The 20,274-nt window shown below is 56.3% G+C and carries 19 protein-coding genes; 14 read left to right on the forward strand and 5 right to left on the reverse strand.

The window, feature by feature from the left end; all coding sequences use genetic code 11:
* Nucleotides 1–23 precede the first annotated feature (23 nt).
* Nucleotides 24–1,253 carry an ABC transporter substrate-binding protein gene (locus MUU53_RS07925; RefSeq protein ID WP_247260421.1) on the forward strand — a complete coding sequence of 410 codons (1,230 nt, stop codon included), beginning with the start codon at nt 24–26 and terminating at the stop codon, nt 1,251–1,253.
* 96 nt (nt 1,254–1,349) lie between these two features.
* Complete coding sequence (locus MUU53_RS07930) at nt 1,350–2,474, forward strand: ABC transporter ATP-binding protein (RefSeq protein WP_247260422.1); 1,125 nt, start codon at nt 1,350–1,352, stop codon at nt 2,472–2,474.
* A gap of 81 nt (nt 2,475–2,555) precedes the next feature.
* On the opposite strand, the gene MUU53_RS07935 is transcribed toward MUU53_RS07930, so the two are convergent.
* From MUU53_RS07935 to MUU53_RS07950, 4 genes are all read right to left on the reverse strand, one after another.
* Nucleotides 2,556–2,780 (reverse strand): hypothetical protein, encoded by a 225-nt coding sequence (locus MUU53_RS07935; protein WP_247260423.1) that lies wholly within the window; start codon nt 2,778–2,780, stop codon nt 2,556–2,558.
* Nucleotides 2,781–3,176: 396 nt separating this feature from the next.
* Complete coding sequence (locus MUU53_RS07940) at nt 3,177–4,289, reverse strand: D-TA family PLP-dependent enzyme (protein WP_247260424.1); 1,113 nt, start codon at nt 4,287–4,289, stop codon at nt 3,177–3,179.
* Nucleotide 4,290: 1 nt separating this feature from the next.
* Nucleotides 4,291–5,760 (reverse strand): M81 family metallopeptidase, encoded by a 1,470-nt coding sequence (locus tag MUU53_RS07945; RefSeq protein WP_247260425.1) that lies wholly within the window; start codon nt 5,758–5,760, stop codon nt 4,291–4,293.
* 41 nt (nt 5,761–5,801) lie between these two features.
* Nucleotides 5,802–6,287 carry a hypothetical protein gene (locus tag MUU53_RS07950; RefSeq protein ID WP_247260426.1) on the reverse strand — a complete coding sequence of 162 codons (486 nt, stop codon included), beginning with the start codon at nt 6,285–6,287 and terminating at the stop codon, nt 5,802–5,804.
* Nucleotides 6,288–6,396: 109 nt separating this feature from the next.
* Here MUU53_RS07950 and MUU53_RS07955 point away from each other — a divergent pair, with 109 nt between their 5' ends.
* The 7 genes from MUU53_RS07955 to MUU53_RS07985 all read left to right on the forward strand — a co-directional run bounded on the left by MUU53_RS07955 (nt 6,397) and on the right by MUU53_RS07985 (nt 13,867).
* Nucleotides 6,397–6,783 carry a RidA family protein gene (locus MUU53_RS07955; protein ID WP_247260427.1) on the forward strand — a complete coding sequence of 129 codons (387 nt, stop codon included), beginning with the start codon at nt 6,397–6,399 and terminating at the stop codon, nt 6,781–6,783.
* A gap of 13 nt (nt 6,784–6,796) precedes the next feature.
* Nucleotides 6,797–7,663 carry a MurR/RpiR family transcriptional regulator gene (locus MUU53_RS07960; RefSeq protein WP_062556918.1) on the forward strand — a complete coding sequence of 289 codons (867 nt, stop codon included), beginning with the start codon at nt 6,797–6,799 and terminating at the stop codon, nt 7,661–7,663.
* Between the two features lie 2 nt (nt 7,664–7,665).
* Nucleotides 7,666–8,442 carry an SDR family oxidoreductase gene (locus MUU53_RS07965; RefSeq protein ID WP_247260428.1) on the forward strand — a complete coding sequence of 259 codons (777 nt, stop codon included), beginning with the start codon at nt 7,666–7,668 and terminating at the stop codon, nt 8,440–8,442.
* A gap of 68 nt (nt 8,443–8,510) precedes the next feature.
* Nucleotides 8,511–10,436: a beta-N-acetylhexosaminidase gene (locus tag MUU53_RS07970; RefSeq protein WP_247260429.1), complete on the forward strand. Its 1,926-nt coding sequence runs from the start codon at nt 8,511–8,513 to the stop codon at nt 10,434–10,436.
* A gap of 13 nt (nt 10,437–10,449) precedes the next feature.
* Nucleotides 10,450–11,898 carry a M81 family metallopeptidase gene (locus MUU53_RS07975; RefSeq protein WP_247260430.1) on the forward strand — a complete coding sequence of 483 codons (1,449 nt, stop codon included), beginning with the start codon at nt 10,450–10,452 and terminating at the stop codon, nt 11,896–11,898.
* A complete protein-coding gene (locus MUU53_RS07980) occupies nt 11,895–13,106 on the forward strand; it encodes an MFS transporter (RefSeq protein WP_247260431.1) in 1,212 nt (403 codons plus the stop codon). Before MUU53_RS07975 ends, MUU53_RS07980 begins: the two co-directional genes overlap by 4 nt.
* On the forward strand, nt 13,103–13,867 hold the full coding sequence (locus MUU53_RS07985) for a copper homeostasis protein CutC (protein ID WP_247260432.1): 765 nt from the start codon (nt 13,103–13,105) through the stop codon (nt 13,865–13,867). The genes MUU53_RS07980 and MUU53_RS07985 overlap by 4 nt, the downstream gene beginning before the upstream one ends.
* 6 nt (nt 13,868–13,873) lie before the next feature.
* Here the strand turns inward: MUU53_RS07985 and MUU53_RS07990 are convergent, their stop codons facing one another.
* Nucleotides 13,874–14,338, reverse strand: a complete 465-nt coding sequence (locus MUU53_RS07990; protein WP_247260433.1) for an Lrp/AsnC family transcriptional regulator — start codon at nt 14,336–14,338, stop codon at nt 13,874–13,876.
* Nucleotides 14,339–14,474: 136 nt separating this feature from the next.
* On the opposite strand from MUU53_RS07990, the gene alr reads away from it, so the two are divergent.
* From alr to MUU53_RS08015, 5 genes are all read left to right on the forward strand, one after another.
* Nucleotides 14,475–15,593 (forward strand): alanine racemase, encoded by a 1,119-nt coding sequence (gene alr, locus MUU53_RS07995; RefSeq protein ID WP_247260434.1) that lies wholly within the window; start codon nt 14,475–14,477, stop codon nt 15,591–15,593.
* Between the two features lie 27 nt (nt 15,594–15,620).
* Nucleotides 15,621–16,874: a D-amino acid dehydrogenase gene (locus tag MUU53_RS08000; protein WP_247260435.1), complete on the forward strand. Its 1,254-nt coding sequence runs from the start codon at nt 15,621–15,623 to the stop codon at nt 16,872–16,874.
* 267 nt (nt 16,875–17,141) lie between these two features.
* Nucleotides 17,142–17,915: a TSUP family transporter gene (locus MUU53_RS08005; protein ID WP_247260436.1), complete on the forward strand. Its 774-nt coding sequence runs from the start codon at nt 17,142–17,144 to the stop codon at nt 17,913–17,915.
* 63 nt (nt 17,916–17,978) lie between these two features.
* Nucleotides 17,979–19,124, forward strand: a complete 1,146-nt coding sequence (locus MUU53_RS08010; protein WP_247260437.1) for a Fe(II)-2OG oxygenase family protein — start codon at nt 17,979–17,981, stop codon at nt 19,122–19,124.
* Between the two features lie 78 nt (nt 19,125–19,202).
* Nucleotides 19,203–20,273 carry an alpha-hydroxy acid oxidase gene (locus MUU53_RS08015; RefSeq protein ID WP_247260438.1) on the forward strand — a complete coding sequence of 357 codons (1,071 nt, stop codon included), beginning with the start codon at nt 19,203–19,205 and terminating at the stop codon, nt 20,271–20,273.
* The last annotated feature ends 1 nt before the right edge of the window (nt 20,274 follow it).

A 20,274-nucleotide genomic window follows, 5' to 3' on the forward strand; every position in this document is an offset into this window, starting at 1 on the left:
CACCAGAGAATGGGAGACTAACCATGAGCAAATCAGTAAAGACTGGGCTTTACGCAATGGCACTGGCCGCTTCTACAGCGCTCGGCACGCTAGCCGCACAGGCTGCAGACAAGGAAATTTCCTGGATCTATTGCGGCGACAAGATCGACCCGATCCATGAAAAATACATCAAGGAATGGGAAGGCAAGAACGCAGGCTGGAAGATCAAGGCTGAAGTTGTCGGCTGGGCGCAGTGCCAGGACAAGGCCACCACGCTTGCAGCAGCCGGCACGCCGGTTGGCATGGCCTATGTGGGTTCGCGCACTCTGAAGGAATTCGCCGAGAACGACCTCATCGTTCCGGTTCCGATGACGGACGCCGAGAAGAAGAGCTATTACCCCAATATTGTTGACACCGTAACGTTCAACAACAACCAGTGGGGCGTACCGATTGCCTTCTCGACCAAGGCGCTTTACTGGAACAAGGACCTGTTCAAAAAGGCTGGCCTTGATCCTGAAACGCCGCCGAAGACCTGGGCTGAAGAGATCGCATTCGCCAAGCAGATCAAGGAAAAGACAGGCATTGCCGGTTACGGCCTGCCAGCCAAGACCTTCGACAACACGATGCACCAGTTCATGCATTGGGTTTACACCAACAACGGCAAGATGCTCGACGGCGACAAGGTCGTGGCCAACAGCCCGGAAGTTCTGGCCGCCTTGCAGGCCTACAAGGACATCACGCCCTACTCCGTTGAAGGTGCAACCGCTTACGAGCAGAATGAAATTCGCGCCATCTTCCTTGATGGCAAGGTCGGCATGATCCAGGCCGGTTCAGGCGCCGCATCGCGTCTCAAGAAGACCAACATCAACTGGGGCATTTCAACTCTTCCATCTGGCCCATCCGCAAAGGGTCCAGGTACGCTCCTGATCACCGATAGCCTTGCCATCTTCAAGGGCACCGGCGTCGAAGAAAAGGCGACCGAGTTTGCCAAATTCATCACCTCCCCCGGCCCGCAGGGTGAGTACGAACTTCAGGGCGATGCCGGTTTGACGCCACTTCGTCCTTCCCCGAAAGTAGATGAATTCGTTCAGAAGGACCCCTTCTGGAAGCCACTTATCGAGGGCATCAATTACGGCGGTCCGGAGCCACTCTTCAAGGATTACAAGGGCTTCCAGAACGTTGTGATCGAGATGGTGCAGTCGGTGGTCACCGGCAAGGCTGAGCCTGCCGCAGCGCTGAAAAAGGCGGCTGCCGACATGGAGCAGTACAAGTAACAACCGGGTTCAGGGCGCGGTCAACCTTTACGCCGCGCCCAGCCACCCTTCCTCTTTCCGCGAAAGCCGCTCGTTCCGGCGAACGGAGAATATGTTTTGGGACAGCTCTATCTCGACAAAGTACAGAAGTTCTACGGAGACTTCGAAGTACTGAAAAGCATTGGCCTTGAGGTGAAGGATGGCGAATTCGTCGTCTTCGTCGGGCCGTCCGGCTGTGGAAAGTCCACGCTGCTTCGCATGATTGCTGGTCTGGATTCCACCAGCGCGGGCGACATCGTCATCGATGGCGTGCGCGTCAATGACAAGCCGCCGGTCCAGCGCGGAATTGCCATGGTTTTCCAGTCCTACGCGCTCTATCCGCATATGACCGTTTTTGAAAACATCGCGTTTCCTCTCCGCGTCGAAAAACTGCCGGAGGAAAAGATTCGCGAGAAAGTGGGAGCGGTCGCGAAGATCCTTCAACTCGACAAGCGGCTGCAGCAAAAGCCGGGCATGCTTTCCGGCGGCCAGCGCCAGCGCGTCGCAATCGGGCGAGCGATCGTTCGCGAGCCAAAGATCTTCCTGTTCGATGAGCCGCTTTCAAACCTTGATGCGGCCCTGCGTGCAGACATGCGCATCGAGCTTTCGAAACTGCACCGCGACCTCAAGGCGACCATGATCTACGTGACGCATGATCAGGTGGAAGCCATGACAATGGCTGACCGGATCGTGGTTCTCAATGCCGGGGATATCGCTCAGGTCGGCGCACCGCTGGAGCTTTATCACAAGCCGCAAAATCTGTTCGTGGCGGGCTTCATCGGCAATCCGAAGATGAACTTCCTGCCTGTTACCTGCGAAGCGGTTGACGCTGGTGGGATAACCGTATCCTTCGAAGGTCAACGTATTACGATACCGGTGACCCCGCGTGACGGTATCGTCGGGAAGACGCTGACCCTCGGTATCCGCCCGGAACATATCAGCCTCATCTCGGGAGATCTGCGCATTACGGTCACCCCATCTGTGATCGAAAGGCTTGGCGTCAACACGGTGGCCTACGCATCATTGTCCAGCGGTGAAGGCTTCTGTTCGCTTCTGCCGGGCTCGGCCCCGATCAGGGTGGATGAACCCATGCCAGCTGGTATTCGCGCCGCCGATTGCCATCTGTTCGACGCAAACGGCATTGCGTTCGAGCGTCATGTTGACTGGCAAAAGCTTGAAATGCCGGAAGTTACTGCTGCCTGATACAGGCGCTCGCGTCGTCCCCCAACCGTTGACGCTCCGTCAGGCACCGGCGCCCGCCTCCCTCGCGGGCGCCGCTTTTTATTAAGACACGATCATGCTGGTTTCAGCCAGCACCGCAAGCATGCACAGAACCGGAACGCCTGCAGCGAGTTCATGCGCCATACGGCAAACCTCCCTGCGAAGGTCTTCGGAAGCCACGTAGCCGGTCAAAACGATATGTTGGCCATCCTGCGCAATTTCCACCTCTTCGAACTGACCTGAAAGGGCGTAGCGCAATTCCGCCGCCAGAGAGTAAGACAGGAACATGCTGCGTTTACCTCGCGAATACACTGGTTCCAATGCGAACAAAATTTTCCCGCTTAGGAACATTCATATGACGTTCAGGATTCAATCGCTAAAGGCAGATCGTCCGCTCACGTAATTTCAGCTTGCAATTCGATCGATGCGGAACCGATCCGATACATATTTTGTTTTGGACCGGTATTTGTGACGTTCAATAAAACTACACAAGAACACCGCCTCAATGATGATTAAGCGCGGTAAGATGAGGACGAGATGGCAGCTTTTAGCGTAGAAAAATCGAACCTTAAGATTTCCGTCATTAACTTCGTCTGGATGGCCTTTGTCCTAGGCGTTGCTGCTATCTCTGTGATGAGCAACCAGGTCTGACGAGCAGTGGTCGTCTATCGACGGCCTGTTCCTTTACCAGACGAGCCCGCGCGCTGCGACAGCCTCTACGCGTGTAACAAAACCCTCTCGATGAAATGTCATCGTGTCGAAGAGGTTCGAGACGACACAGGTGTGATTGGGCACAATCCTTATGCGCTCGCCAATATCCGGGCGAATTCCGTCGACGCGAGACAGATCGACCGTCGCATGCTCTTCTGACAAGCCAACGATCCTGGCATCCGGATATTCCAGAATAAGCCCGTAATCGCCAAAGCCCAGCAGATCAGATGTCAGCGCCTTCGACCCTGCATCGAGTATGGCCCTCTCCGGCGTTGGTCGAGAAACGACCGTCGCGAGAATATGCATCGCACAATCTTCCAAAGCACAATGCCCCGCCCGAACCATGGATCGATCATTATAGATGTAGGTCCCGGCGCGGTGTTCGGTTGCTGTGGGAACCAGATGGGCATTAAAAAGGCTGGGTGTACCGCCATTCGAACGGATCGCGCAATCTATCCCGTCGACCGCGAGGTAAGCCATGGTTGCGATGAAGAAGTGCTCGACCGCCTCTTCCGTGTTCGCCTTCGGATAGGTCATCAGTCCGCCGAACTTCAGGCTTCGGCTCGCGACGATCCCCCGCGCCAGAGCAGCGGCCTCGTCCGGTGTCTGGACGCCGCAGCGCCCGCCGCCAGTATCGCATTCTACCAGTACGGTCAGCGGCTTACGTCCCGTAAAGTAAGCGGCAAGACCGGTGACGGTAACGATACTGTCCGCAACGACCTTCAAGTCCGAGATGCGTTCATTCAGCGTCGCAAGCCGCGCCAGTTTCTGCTCACCCAGAATATTGAAGGTAATCAGGATATCTTCAAATCCGGCATCGGCAAAAACTTCTGCCTCCGTAATCTTCTGGCAGTTGATGCCTCTGGCTCCCGCCGCGATCTGCTGGTGCGCAAGACCCGGAATCTTGTGGGTCTTGATATGGGGTCGAAAGGCAAGACCATGTGAATCCATGTAGGATTGAACACGCTCGATATTCGATGCCAGTACATCCTCATCGATGACCGGCAGCGGCGTGGAGAGCGTTGAGAGCAGATCGCCCGGCTTCGGCAATGGCGGTTGAGCAGACGATTGCTTTGCGAAATCCATGTCAGGCAGCCTCTATTGAATGCGGATTGGCCATGATCGGCCAGATATCGCGTCGGGCGCGGCGATAGGGATTCGTCGCGGGATTGTTCGGATAGGGCGTCCCGGCAGAGCAGTAAAGAATCTCGGAGGCAATCTTTGAGAAAGCCGCATAGAAATGGTTCGTCGATTTGATAACCAGTATATGCTTCGTTAACGGATCCACGCCGAGCGCCGTGAAAAGAGACGGATCATAGCTCTGCACACGTACCGAACTCAGGATGATGTCAATTCCGTTCAGCCGGATATGCGCCGCATCTCCGAAGGGTGCGATGCTATCCCCAAACCTCATTTCGGCATTCGGCTGAAGTTTGACCACCGTGACCAATCCGTCAATCGGATTGCCGGTGCCCGGAGCGGATTTTGCACCGAACCGAAGCGGGATCTCAGCCCCCTCACCTGCCGCCATGCAGATCTGGACCGCGATCGGATCCCAGATCATGCCCACGGCCACGTTCGTCACACCTTGTGAAAGAAGTTCGGCCAGAACAACGGTCGCGTCGCCTGCCGTGCCGCCGCCCGGATTATCCCACATATCGGCAATCACCACGGGACCGACCGCGCTAGCCCGCGCTTTCGCAACCGCCTCCTTCTCATCGATCCAAGGCATCATGAACGTTCCGCGCCTGGAAAACAGCTCAAGGCCCAGCTTCTGCGCCAGCGCCTCGCCCTTTTCCCGCTTGCCGTTGGTGACTGCTATCATCTTCGTCCCAATTTCCGGTACATCGCCCGCCATGAAGCCGTGAATGACCGAGAGTGAAAGCACGTCAACATCGCTTTGCTCTATCTCCGTCAACCTGTCGACGAAGGATCGCATCGGCTCGCGTGAAGTGGGAAACACGTCGATCATCCGGCAGTCGAACACGGACATGACCGGACTGACGCGCCCCTCAAGGGTATCGACGGCAATCCGCCACAGATCCTCCGCCCGCTCGACGAAATCCGTGTGGGGAAACTCCTTGAAGACGACGAAAAAATTGGCCGCCGCACAGCGCTTTTCAGTCAGGTGACTATGCGGATCAAGTTCGGCACAAATGAGAACGTCCGGCCCGACCATCTGCCGAATGCGTGCAAGCAGGTCTCCTTCCGGATCGAGATAGCCATCAGCGACCATGGCACCGTGCAGGCCAAGAACCACCGCGTCTACAGGCATTGCCTCACGCAATTGATCCAGAATTTCATCGCGCAGACTTTCAAAGGCACGCCGATTGATGAGACCTGCCGGATCTGCCCACGCGGCGGTTCCCTCGATCAGTGTCCAACCTTTCTGCGCGCAAACCTTGCGGCCAACGGTAATCGGTGCCGTACAGAGCGTGGGCGTAACCGGATGCTGCCCCGGAGGCGCATACAAGGATTCCTCGAAGGCACGTCGATCGATGCAGATTGGGGCGAATGTATTGGTTTCCGTTGCCAGAGCGGCGGTAAAGATGCGCACAGTGGTCTCTGCTCTCGTTCATCAATCGATCGGTAAAAGGTTCAACCCATAGGATTGGGCAAATAGCCGGTAAAACCGGAAATTTTCCAGCGCCCTTCATGCAGACGACAATAATACAATGTCTGCCATTTCATGATGTCCAGCGTACCATCTGCTTTCTTGATGCCACCATCGAATTTCTTGCGAACCAGTGCGGTCTCACCTTCGATCTCGATCTCCTCAAGACGAGTCGTGGAGAAGATCGCGTGGCGCGGATCTTCTCCATATTCGTGACGAGCGAAATCCTGCGCTTGCCGCAGCCACTCGTCGCGATAGGCCGACAGACTGGGGAATGCCAGACGCCAGTTATCCGGATTGGGATCCCGGTTACCGGAAATTCCAAGGAAGCCTTCCTCCACGAAATCGTCCGCGACCATGGACCAGTCCGCCGCAAGGAATGCGTCGATGTCACGCGTGACCAGCATCTCCCAGATCGAATGGCGTGCAGTATCCGTTTGCGGGAAGGGATTGAGGTATGGATCGCGCATGGATTGCTCTCGTCTAAATAATTTTCACAATGCTTGAAAAGCTCTGGCCAAAATCCCGCGAATATGGTCCAGTGTCAACGATCCAAGAAAATAATTTCCATGGAGTGTCATGTCGATCAAACGTTATGGAGCTGAAAAGGCGGGCGCTGGCGGCCAACGCCTTCCCTTCGCTCGCGCAGTAGAAGCAGACGGCTGGCTTCACGTGTCCGGTCAGGTTGCCATGGTGGATGGAGAAATCATCCATGGTGGCATTGTGGAGCAGACACACAAGACAATCGAAAACGTCATCGCCATCCTGCACGAAGCGGGCTACGGCGTCGAACACGTTGTGCGTTGTGGTGTATGGCTGGACGATCCGCGCGACTTCTGGACCTTCAACCGGATCTACCAGAGCTATTTCGGCGAGCATCCACCGGCACGCGCCTGTTTACAGGCCAGCATGATGGTTGATTGCAAGGTGGAAATCGACTGCATAGCCTACAAACCAAAAGTTTGAGGCTATGGAATCAATGGATATTTTCGCTACTCTTCAGGAAGAACGCAGCCAGTTTTCGGCCTCCGAACAGCGGATCGCCGACATCTTGCTGGGTGATTTCGATTTCGCGGTCAACGCCTCGATCATCGAGCTTGCTGAAAAAGCGGAAGTATCTCCCCCGACCGTCACGCGTTTCTGCCGTCGCCTGGGGTGCCAGAGCTTTGCGGATTTCAAGGTGAGACTGGCCAAGTCTGCCTTTGTCGGTATTCGCTATCTGAACCCGGAAGCCAAGAGCACAGAGCCCGCCGATGTAGCGGAGGACGTGATCACCAAAGCGCAAAATGCATTGTTTCTCATCCATCGCACGTTGGATCCTGTCATGCTGGAAAAGGCCGCTGACCGGCTTTCGCGCGCGGACATGGTCTATGCATTCGGATCTGGAGGCAATTCCTCGCTGATTGCCAGCGAAATCCAGAACCGCTTGTTCCGCCTGGGCTCACGCGTGACGGCGAGCAGCGACCACAACATGCAATTGATGTTCACGGCTGCCGCGCACAGCAATGATGTCCTGATCGGCTCTTCTTTCTCCGGTCGAAATCAGGAGCTGGTCCGTTGCTTCAAGCTCGCTCAGGACAACGGCATCAGCACGGTGGCTCTGACGCAGAGCGGTAGCCCGGTTGCTGACGCTGCCGAAGTGGTCATCGGCATAGACCTGCCCGAGGGCGATAATATCTATCGACCGACATCGACACGTTTTGCCTTCCTCGCAGTCGTCGACATTCTGGCGAGCCTTGTGGCCTACCGAAACCGCAAGCTTTCCACCGTCACACTGCGCCACATCAAACAACAATTGGTCGAGCACCGCGATGGCGGCGACGACCGGCAAATACTTGGAGATTAGCCATGCCCCGCTCCGTCGCAGTTGTGACAGGCGCCGCTGGCGATATCGGCCGCGCCATTGCCCATCGACTGGCGGATGCGCACGATCTCGTCGCTCTTGTGGATATTGATGCGGCAGCTCTGGAAGTGGCTTGCGACACGTTTGGGGGCTCTGAAAACTTCGTACCGATTGTCTGCGACATTACAAACGAGGCAGACGTCGCTCTTTTGGCAAAACGGGTCGACGATCTAGGATTAACGAAGACGCTGGTAAACAATGCTGGCGCCGCACGCGCCGTATCTCTTCAGGATACGACAGCCGACATCTGGCGGCAGGATGCGAGCCTGAATCTTGAGGCGGCGTTTCTCACGTTCCGTGCGTTTGAAGATGCGCTGAAGTCTACCAGCGGGTCGGTCGTCAACATCGCCTCTGTCAATGGCATGGCAGTCTTCGGTCATCCGGCCTACAGCGCCGCAAAGGCTGGGCTCATCCACTTCACCAAGCTTGTCGCAGTCGAATATGGCAAATTCGGCATCCGATCGAATGCTGTTGCGCCGGGAACCGTACGTACGCAGGCCTGGGAGGCGCGCGCCGCTGCAAATCCGCACGTGTTCGAAGAAGCAAAGCGCTGGTACGCCTTGCGTCGCATCGCTACCGCACAGGATGTCGCCAATGCCGCGTATTTTCTTTCCAGTGAACAGGCTGCGGCGATTACCGGAGTATGCCTGCCAGTCGATTGTGGACTGACTGCCGGGCAGGCCGAATTGGCGCGCACCTTTTCTCAATCCGAACACTACTGATCGATCACAAACTCAGAAACCGGCCGACCAAGAGCCGGAACCGGACGCGATCCGGAAAGGGAACCATCATGAACATTCCACTCTTTCGCCTCGAAAACAGCTGGGAGCCCGTGGACGGCGACGCCTGCGGCCGCTTCGTCTTCAATCTCGTCAACCTGTCGAGGGCGCCACTCAGCGGCTTCAAGCTGGCCTATACGTCGCTCACCCGCATCAAGGATTCGGAAGTGCCACGGTGCGACAACGCGGTCTTTCTGCGACGCAATGCCAACTTTCATCAGTTTGCGCCAACTAAAGGTCTGGTGCTGCAGCCGGGTGAGAGCTGGCAATTCACGGTCGCGCCACTTTGGCGGCCGGCCCGCCATCGAACCGACGGGGCAAAGTCTGCCTATTTGACCTTGAGCGACGGAACGCATCTACCGGTCAGCGTTGACGATACCCTATTGGCAGGTCGTCCGCCCGAGCCTGCGCCGGTTCTCATGCCGAAAGGTGAAGTTACCCAGCCATTTTCGCTGCTGCCGTGGCCAGCATTCTGTGAACTGTCCCCAGCATCCGTGGTGCCGGTCGCGCTCTATCCGGCAGAGGGCACAGCGGTGGCCCACAAACAGGCAATGCTACGCCTGGGATCACTATACCGTAGACTGTTTCAGGTGGGACATCAGCCTTTCGCTTTGACGCATGTTCATGAAGGCAAGGCCATTCATTTCGAAGAAGACACAGGCCTTGCGCCGGAAGCCTATCGCCTCAGCTTCGATGATGAGATCACCTTGGCATTTTCAGACAATGCCGGATGCCAATATGGTCTGACCGCCCTCGCCCATCTGCTGCACGGCGCGCGGACCGAGCCGGAAACCTTCCGCTTCCCGGGATCCGGCATCATCGAGGATGCGCCGCGCTATGGCTGGCGCGGCTGCCATCTGGATGTGTCCCGCCAGTTCTACCCGGTGGCCGATGTGACCCGGTTGATCGACATACTGGCCTGGATGCGCCTCAACATCTTCCATTGGCACCTGACGGATGACGAAGCATGGCGGTTGGAGATCAAGGCCTATCCGCAACTGACAACACTTGGCGTATTGCGCGGACCGGATGAGCCGATGCCGCCGCAACTGGGCAATGGTGCAGAGCCGGTAGGTGGCGTCTATTCTCAGGCCGATGTGAAGGCGATTGTCGCTCATGCGGCAAGTCTTAATGTCGAGGTTGTGCCGGAAATCGATATTCCCGGCCATAGTACCGCGACGCTTGTGGCCTTGCCGGAACTGGTTGACGGACAGGAAGCCCGCGACAGTTATCGTTCAGTGCAGGGCTATCCGAACAATGCGCTCAATCCGGCAATCGAACTGACTTACGATTTTCTCGGCAAGGTATTCGATGAGATGGTGGAGCTATTCCCCTCCAAGCTCATTCACATCGGTGGGGATGAAGTGGCGGCCAATACCTGGATGGCATCGCCGCTAGCTAAAAAGCTTATGGAGAAAGAAGGCATTCAGGGCACCTTCGGGCTTCAGAGCCATTTTATGAAACGCATTCAGGGCATGCTGTCCGAGCGCGGCAGGCAACTCGCCGGATGGGATGAGGTATCCCACGGTGGCGGTGTTGACCCGAACGGTACTCTACTGATGGCGTGGCAGAAGCCGGAGGTCGGCGTCGAACTGGCCCGTCAGGGTTATGACGTGGTGATGACACCCGGGCAGGCCTATTACCTCGATATGGTGCAGGACGAAGCCTTCCAGGAACCAGGGGCAAGCTGGGCAGGCACCGTGCCTCCCAAACACACCTACACCTATGAAGCGGTTGGTGAGTTTCCGGCAGAACTATCGTCTCGCATGCGCGGCGTACAGGCCTGCATCTGGTCGGAGCATTTCCTCAATCGCGACTACTTCAACCATCTGGTTTTCCCGCGCCTCGGGGCAATCGCCGAAGCCGCCTGGACGCCGAAAGACAGCAAGAACTGGCTTCGCTTTGCTGCGATAAGCCCGCTCATGCCGAAGCTGTGAGGACGTAAACGAGATGACCCTTCGTATTGCCGTCGGCGGCATTCATACCGAATGCTCCACCTCCTCACCCGTCCTCATGCAGCCGGAGGATTTCCGGGTGCTGCGTGGCAGGGAGCTTCTGAACGCCGATTATTTCAGCTTTCTCAATGCGGATGGTGTCGATCACCTGCCGCTTCTGCATGCTCGTGCAGTTCCGGGCGGCCCCGTGGCTCGCCATACCTATGAGGCATTCAAGGCAGAGTTTCTTGAATTGCTGAGAGCCAGCCTTCCGCTGGATGGTCTCTATCTGGCCATGCATGGAGCCATGAATGTGGATGGAATGGATGATGCGGAAGGCGACTGGATTTCAGCAGCACGCGCCGTGGTGGGTCCGGAATTGCCGATTGCAGCCAGCTACGACCTGCACGGCAACGTAACCCAGAAGATCATCGATCAGCTCGATATCTTTGCCGGTTACAGGACAGCACCGCATATCGACGTTCGCGAGACGATGGTCCGCGCCTGGTCGATGCTGATCCGCACTCTGACCACAGGAGAAAAACCGGGTGTTGCCTGGGCACCCGTTCCAGTTTTGCTGCCCGGCGAGCGGACATCAACGGAAGATGAACCGGCCAAGAGCTTCTACGCCCGGCTGCCTGATCATGACGCCGCTGAGGGCATCTGGGACGCCAATCTGATGGTCGGCTATGTATGGGCAGACGAACCGCGCGGGACAGCCTGCGCGGTGGTGACCGCCACAGACAAGGCAGCCGCCAAGGCAGCTGCCGAAAGCATCGCGCAATCCTACTGGCAAGCACGGCAGGATTTTCAGTTTGGACCTGTCACAGCGCCTCTGGAAGAGGTGCTTGAACTGGCGGAAAAAGCAGAAACGAAACCGGTTATTCTGGCCGATTCCGGTGATAATCCGACCGGTGGCGGCGTTGGTGACCGCGCAGATGTTCTAAAAGCGCTCCTTGCCAGAAACTTCGAAGGTGCGGTCATCGGCGGTATAACGGATCGGCCCGCTGTAGAAGCCTGTTTCAAGGCGGGCGCAGGGTCTACTCTGAGGCTCACGATCGGGGGCTCGCTCGATCCCGCAAGCCCCAGTGTCGAAGTGGAGGCTCAGGTGGTAAGCCTCGACGATCCCAGCTCCGAACCCGAGCGTCAGGCCGTCGTGAAGATTGCAGGTGTTACCGTGATCCTCGCCGCTCGCCGTCGCCCCTATCACAACATCGCGGACTTTACGCGTCACGGCATAGATCCGGCAACGGTGCGTCTATTGGTCGTCAAATCCGGCTATCTCTCTCCCGAGCTTGCCCCTATCGCGAACCCCAACCTCATGGCGCTGACCGATGGCGTGATCAATCAGGACATCGAGCGCATATCCAACAAGCGTCGCCAGAGGCCGTGCTATCCCTTCCAGAAGGATTTCGAGTTCACAGCCGAAGCGAGATATTCAAGCCGGTGGATTGATCGACCGTGAGCAATGCGCTGAAAACGACTTGGGCAGACAAAAGCCTCAGGACCTCTGCCCTTGCCATCTTCTTCTTCGGAACGACCGGCGCGGCAACATCGCCCTATCAATCCCTGATCGGCATTCAAGAGCTGGGTCTGAGCGATAGCGGCTATGCGGCGCTGATGTTCGCAGCCGCCATCATCAATGTCTCCGCAAGCGTCATGATGGGTATCCTCGCTGACCGGATGGGCGATTATCGGACCTCCATTCTCTACGTGTCGCTCTTCGGCGTCCTTGGCTTCGGCATCGTCTATGCTTTCGCCAATGTTCCGGCCTTTGTCGTTTCAAAGCTCCTGCTTCTACCGATCTTCGGGGCATTGAACTCGCTGATTTTCGCCAATGTTCGCGCCAATTCTTCCCGAATATCGAGCAGCCAGCTGATCGGCGTTAACTCTACAATCCGGGCGACGATATCGCTCTCCTGGGTTCTGATGCCGGGGGTTGTCGGGGTCATGCTGGCAGGCGCCAGTTCCATGCTTCCGGCCTATCTCATTGCGACACTGGCGGCGATCATCTGCTTCCTCCTCGGCGCCTTCTTCCTTCCTCCGGCTCCCAAGATTGAAATAGAAGGCGGTGAGGCCCGCTCGCGATTTCTGGCCTCATTGGGAGAGGTGCTGGATCCTCGTGTCGCCATGCGGGTTCTGGCAATCGCGCTGATCTGTTCCATGCTTCATATCAACGATGCCGTCCGTCCGCTTATCGTCACAGGCAAGGCAGGCGGCACGGTCGCCGATCTTGGCATCATCGTCGGCATTGTTGCCGCTCTGGAAATTGTCTTCATCCTCTTCTGGGGCAAGGCCGAGACTTGGATGAAACCGGTACGGGCACTTGCGCTGGGAGCCGGTCTTTATGCGCTCTATCTCGTGCTTCAGGGACTTGCGACCGAGCGATGGCACGTTTACGCCCAGACCGTGATCAGCGGAATCGCTGCAGCGGCGATCATCAGCCTTCCCATCACCTATCTGCAGGATTTGATTAGCGATAGACCAGGCCTCGGAAGCTCGCTGATTGCGGTGAACATATTCCTCAGCGCCGGTCTCAGTGCGGGGATCTTCGCAATTGGCACGAGGATCGGGGACTACTCATTCGCCTCCATCCTCGGGGCTATTGTCGGCAGCTTCGGCATCATCCTCCTTTTTGTTCTGGAAAGCGGCAAGACAAGGAAGACATCATGATTGGCACCCAGCCATCAAAGCCCGTTCTGGAAATCTGTGTCGATAACGCAGAAGGGCTCTTTGCTGCCATAGAGGGTGGAGCCGACCGCATCGAACTCTGTTCCGCCCTATCCGTTGGCGGGTTGACGCCCTCCTTCGGACTTATGGAACTCGCAGGCAAGCAGACCGTGCCGGTGACGGCCATGATCCGTCCGCGCGCAGGCAGCTTCGTGTTCTCGAACGAAGAGGTCGATATTATGCGGGCCGACATTGATGCAGCCCGGGCCGCCAATCTCAAAGGCGTGGTACTGGGGGCAAACCGGCCGGATGGGACGCTGGATATCGAGACCCTGCAATGGCTCTGTAGCGATGCAAAAGGCCTGGACCTGACCCTCCATCGTGCATTCGACATGGTGAATGACAAGGCGGCAGCGCTGGAGGATGCAATCGACCTCGGCTTCTCGCGAATCCTGACATCCGGCGGAAAGCCCACTGCGCACGAAGGAATGGAGATGTTGGAGCAGCTCATCAAGCAGGCTCAGGGTCGGATTATCATCATGCCCGGCTCCGGTGTGCGGCCACAGAGTGCTGCCGAGCTTCTGAATCGCCTACGGGTCACGGAATTGCACGCCTCCTGCTCCGTTCGATTCACCGAGGGTGACGCGCAACTGGTTGAGTTGAGTTTCGCATCACGGGAAATGCTAAGAACAGACGCCTCGACCGTTCGTCAGCTGAAGCAGATCCTCTATTCGCACGTAGAAGTACGCTTGGCTTCCAGTTGATTCGGGCTAGCGCCGTCGCCCGCGCGCTGTCAAAGCGTTGCGGATGGAGAAGCTCGAATGAATGCGCGTGACGCCCGGTAGCTTCGAGAGAATATCCGTGTGAATGGTCTCGAACTCGCGCGGACTTTCCACCTCGACGCGCAGGAAGTAGTCCCAATCACCCGTCATCAGATAGCATTCGCGGATCTCGGGATGCTTGCGAACGGCGTCCTCGAAGCGATTCAAAAAGTCTTCCGTCTGGCGATCCAGCGTGATGTTGATCATGACCGCGATGGTGCTACCTTCTTCGCCGGAAGCGATCAGCGCCGTATAACCCCGGATGATTCCGTTCTCCTCCAGAAGCTTGATCCGGCGCAGACAGGCAGAGGGCGAGAGCCCAACAGACTCCGCCATTTTGGCGCTGCTCATGCGAGCATCCAGCCGCAGCAGACGTATGATATTGCGATCAATGGCATCGAGCGACTGACTCATTCATGAATCCACTATGATAACGCTATTTTCATGATTGATTTGATCACAAACGCAAGAAGCAAGCAATAATCGCGCACAACATGCACGATCAAAGCATTATCATCTGGTGCATTAGATCAAGAGGAGCGCAGAAGCGATGGACATGGTCTCATCCACGGAATGGCAGAAAACCGGCGCTCCCGGCTATCTCTCGGTCGATCTGTCGGCGCTGAAGAGAAATTACCGACGGATCGTTTCCACTGTTTCGCCTGCGCGTGCTGCGGCTGTGGTGAAAGCTGACGCCTACGGCCTCGGTGCAGAGAAAGTGTCGAGCGCGCTCTACCAGGAAGGTTGCCGAGACTTCTTCGTTGCCCAATATGGTGAGGCGGTGACGCTTCGCCCTGTTCTGTCCAAGGATGCCGCTATTTATGTGCTGAACGGACTTCAGCCGGGCTCCGAAACGGACTGCGCTCTTCGCGGCATCATCCCGGTGCTGAATTCGCTGGAACAGGTCGCCCGCTGGCGCGCCGCCGCGACCCTGAGCGGTCGCAAGCTTCCCGCACTGCTGCAGTTTGATACCGGCATGTCGCGTCTTGGGATGTCCGTTGAAGAAGCCGAAGCATTGGCGGCAAATGCGCAGCTTCTGGAAAACATCGACGTGCGCTATATCATGAGCCATCTGGCTTGCGCCGACGAGGCGGACGATGTTCATAATGGTCTGCAGGCAGAGCAAATGCGGCTGATCGCCGACATTTTCCCCGGCATACCGGTTTCCTTCGGCAATTCCGGCGGCTCATTCCTGGGCGAGAAGTTTCGTGGCGCGATGGTTCGCCCCGGTATCGCGCTCTATGGTGGACGCCCCACGGATATGCTGGAGCACCCGATGGAGCCGGTCGTCAGGATAGAGGGTTCCGTGGTCCAGACCCGAACCGTTCCGGCAGGAACAGCAGTTGGGTATTCCGCAACCTACATCGCACAAGAGGAGCGTCGCCTTGCAGCGGTTTCGCTCGGCTATGCCGATGGTATCCTGCGCTCGCTCAGCAGCAAGGGCGCATTCGTCTATCAGGGCGTGCGGCTTCCGATCGTCGGGCGCGTTTCCATGGACAGCACCATCGTCGATGTCTCGGATCTACCGGAAGGCGCGCTCAAACTCGGCAGCCGGGTGGAGTTCATCGGTGACCACCAGACGCTCGAAGACGTTGCCGAGCAGGCAGGCACAATCTCCTGGGAGATTTTGACCTCCATCGGCAACCGCTACTACAGACAATATATCTAATTCAAAGACCAGCAGACGGGGAATATCATGAAGGTCACCATTCTTGGCGCGGGCGTCATCGGCGTCACATCGGCCTATTATCTCGCGAAAGCCGGTCATGAAGTTACCGTGCTCGACCGCCAACCTGGTCCGGCGCTGGAAACCAGCTTTGCAAATGCCGGTGAAGTATCCTTCGGCTATTGCTCTCCCTGGGCTGCACCCGGCATTCCGCAGAAGGCGCTGAAGTGGATCTTCATGGAGCACGCGCCGCTCATCCTTCGCCCAAAGCTCAATATGGCTATGATTTCGTGGATGCTGCAGATGCTACGCAACTGCACCTCGGAACGCTATGCCTTGAACAAGAGCCGCATGCTGCGTCTTGCCGATTATGCACGGTTGGCGCTCGCGGAAGTTCGCGCTGAAACCAATGTCGATTACGACCAGCGCATGCAGGGGACGCTACAGCTTTTCCGTACGCAAGCGCAACTCGATGCCTCCGCCAAGGATGTGAAGGCATTGGCAGCGGATGGCATTCCGTTCGAGGTTCTGGATCCGGCAGGCTGCATCCGTGTTGAGCCTGCACTTGCCCATGTGCGCGAAAAGATCGTTGGCGGTCTGCTGACACCAAAGGATGAGACGGGCGACTGCTTCAAATTCACCAACATCCTATCGGAAAAGGCCACCTCCATGGGCGTCCGCTTCGAATGGGGCGTGAATATCAAGGCGCTTGACGTGCAGGGCGGCGAAGTCAAAGGCGTAATGACGGATCGCGGCCTCGTATCCTCCGATGCCGTTGTGGTCGCGCTCGGCAGCTATTCGCCACTGCTGGTAAACCCGCATGGCATTCGCTTGCCCGTTTATCCAGTGAAGGGCTATTCCTTGACGATCCCGATCGTGGACGAAAGCCGCGCACCGGAATCGACCGTGATGGATGAGACCTACAAGATCGCCATCACTCGGCTTGGCGACCGCATCCGCGTCGGCGGCATGGCGGAAATCTCTGGATATACGAATGATCTCGGCCATGCCCGTCGTCGCACGCTGGAACATTCGGTGACAGATCTGTTCCCCGGCGGCGATGTTTCGAAGGCGAGCTTCTGGTCAGGTCTACGCCCGATGACACCCGATGGTACGCCAGTCATCGGTGCGACAAAGGTGCGTAACCTCTATCTCAACACGGGCCATGGCACGCTGGGCTGGACCATGAGCTGCGGCTCTGCGAAAGTTCTGGCCGATATCGTCAGTGGCCGTACACCTGAGATCGAGACCAAGGATCTTGCCGAATTGCGATACCATTCTTGATCCACAGAACATTTATATTTAATTAAAGAATGATTGAAATTAGCGCGCAATCAATAAAAAATAGATTTATAATATTAAATTATATTTGAAAAATTTCGAAATATTCATAAATTTGCTTGTAAATAAAAATTTAATCGCTAAATATTTTCACGGAAAAGTGATTGGTCAATTTTAATTATATTTGTGGTCTTAAAGCCATTAGCCTATTTTTGCGAATTAATTGGTTAATATATTAATATTGTCCATAGGTTTACGAAAGTCAATTTTATGGATATTACGACATATGTAATTCTTTTTGCAGTTTCCCTTGTCGCAGGATGTTTCGATGCAATTGCTGGCGGCGGCGGTTTACTAACGCTACCTGCCATGATGCTTGCAGGCCTTAGCCCAGTAACAGCCATTGCCACCAATAAGATGCAATCCTCAGCAGCTGCAGTTTCCGCGACCTACGCCTTTGCACGCAAAGGACTGATAGGCTGGAAATCCGGTCTGCCCATCGCACTTGCCGCAGCAGTCGCGGCAGTGCTCGGTGCCTTGTCGGTCAATCTCCTGCCAAAGTCGGTGGTCAGTGCTGTTATCCCATTCGTTCTGATAGGCATTGCGATCTACTTCGGAATGGCACGCAAACTGGGCGATGCCGATGCAAAAGCGCGCGTTTCGCGAACCACATTCCTACTGGCTGTTGCTCCGGCAATTGGTTTCTACGAGGGCATTTTTGGTCCGGGAGCGGGATCATTTTATATGGCAGCCTATGTCGCACTGCTGGGTTATGGGGCAATCAAGGCAACCGCTCACACGAAGCTGACAAACGCCGCCGGTAGTCTCGGCGCTCTCGGCCTCTTCGCCTTCACCGGCTCCATTGATTGGGTTGTCGGTCTCGTCATGGCCGCGGGTGCTTTTGCTGGCGCACAAATTGGATCTATTATGGCAATGCGAGTGGGTGCCAAGCTCATTCGTCCGCTGCTCGTCACTATTTCCTGCCTGATGGCCTTACGCCTTCTGCTGGACCCAACAAACTCAATCTATCAGATTTTTCGGTAATAAACCGCCCATTTAAACATCTATTGTTCTTTTCCTAAACTACATTCAACCTCGGTTACCAACATGTCTTTCGAAGAAATTTATGGATCGCTCGCGCTCAATCAGCGCATTGCGACCCTCGGACCCGTGTGCGATATTTTCACTGGAGCCGAAGGCGGTTCAGCAATCGCATCCGTACAAAAGACACCCGGCGGATGCGGCCGTCACGCAGTCATTACCATCAACTCTGCTGCTGCTCAAAAAATTGCCGCCATTCGCTCCGAGCGACGCGAAAACGGCTCTTACGAACAAGATCCGGCTGCTTATGAACAAGATGCGCGTCTCTGCTTTCTGGATGCCGTTCCGGAGATGATATCCGCTCTCATGTTCGCCAAGACAGCGGATGCGACCACTATCGAGGTACGAGGACTGCCCGTTCCTGAAGGCAAGGTGCGCACCCCGGATGACGGCGTGGTGGTCGAACGGGATGTTCGAGGCTATGTTTTCAATCTGGTCGGAAGTCTGGTCGGCTCCTTGAGCCTCAAAGGCTTTTCCTACTCTTCCGAGAATCATGGCCGCCTTCTGCGTGCTGTCGCACCAGTCGCGCAATTGGCAAGCCAGGCCAGTTCACAAGGTTACGCGGACGATCTCGGCTGGCATCAGGACAATGCTAACCGGCCAATGGTGGCCGCTATTGATCCCGCAGCATGCAGCCGCGGCCCGATGAACGAGTATCAGGCTTTTATTTGCGTCCATGCGGATGAACAGGTACCTATGGATGTCGCAAACCTTGAAGATATCGTTCACGAGCTTTCACAACGGCATGGCAGCGTTCTTGTAGACACCCTGTTTCAGCCGGAATTTGGCCTGTGCCGCCCATCCAGTCATGGCGGAGGTCTTGATGCTACGGAGGTATCGCTGCTCGCAAGAGACGGCAAAGGCCGACTGCACGGTAGGTTCCATGCGGGCAACGTTATCGGCATGACGCCGACTGCGCAAGCGTCTTACGACGCCTTCAAGGCCGCATGCGGCGCGACGAAAAGTCGAATGGAGATCGACGGCGAGCGCGGAGCAGTCCTGATTTACGAAAACACCCGCGTTATGCACCGCCGTCGGCGTTTCACTCCCCAATTCAATGGCAGTGATCGCTATTATATCCGGCTCTACATGACGAACCACGATACCTTCAAGTGCTGGCAGCAGTTCGCGCAAGAGCGCGTTTTTAGCTGAGGCGGCCCGTTGCAAAAAACAGAATGCCTCTGATGGCTGCCACTATCGAACCCGTTTTTGTTAGAAAAGTGAATTATCATGCGCCCTATCAATATTGATGAATATCGTGAAGCAGCCCGACACATTTTGTCTCCGGACGCATGGAACTACATTGCAGGTGGATCTGAGGACGAAACTACAGTGTCGGAAAATACACAAGCCTATGGACGCTGGCGTCTCATCCCAAAGATTTTCCGCGACGTTTCTACCCGCGATCAATCGGTCTCGCTTCTCGGCCAAACAGTCAGTCTACCAGTCGTACTCGCTCCGACCAGTCCTTTGCGGCTTGCCCACGAAGAAGCTGAAATAGCGCAGGTCAAGGCGGCGGCGCGGCATAATGCGCTGGCAATCTTAAGCATGGACGCGCACCACAGCCTTGAGGAGACCGCCGAGGTAAGCAATGGCCCCCGCTGGTTCCAGCTTTATTGCTACGGTGACCGTTCTTTGATGAAGGAAGTAATCGCCAAAGCTGAGGCCTCCGGTCATTCAGCTCTTGTAGTCACGGCAGATGCCTTCTATCCGGGACGACGCGAACGAATGATGCGCACAAGCTTTGTACTGCCGGATCACATCCGGATGGGCAATCTCGAAGGTCTCAAAATTGATCCCGCCGCACGCCGCCCTGACGGAAGTATCCGCCGCTTTGCCCTGACCTGGTCAGATCTGGAGTGGGTTCGTAGTTGCACTTCGCTCCCCATCGTCATCAAGGGCGTTTCATCCGCCGACGACGCAGAGATGGCAGTCAGACTTGGTGTTTCCGGGCTAGTTGTCTCAAACCATGGCGGACGCCAGATCGATCAGGCGCTTCCAAGTCTCGATTGCCTGCCAGCAATTGTCGATCGCGTGGGAGCAGCCGCTGAAGTGTACATCGATGGCGGCATTCGCCGTGGCACCGATGTTCTCAAGGCATTGGCCCTTGGCGCAAAAGCTGTTCTCATCGGTCGCGCCTATATCTGGGGTCTGGCGGTTGCTGGTGAAGAAGGCGTGTCGCATGTGCTGGATATCTTCAAACAGGAAATCGATGTAGCAATGGCACAAATGGGATTGAGCGATCTCAAGTCTCTGAATTCGTCATACGTTGCAGCAGCAACCAACTATCGGAATAGCTGAT

The organism is Affinirhizobium lemnae (genome assembly GCF_022968395.1).
GTDB lineage: Bacteria > Pseudomonadota > Alphaproteobacteria > Rhizobiales > Rhizobiaceae > Neorhizobium > Neorhizobium lemnae.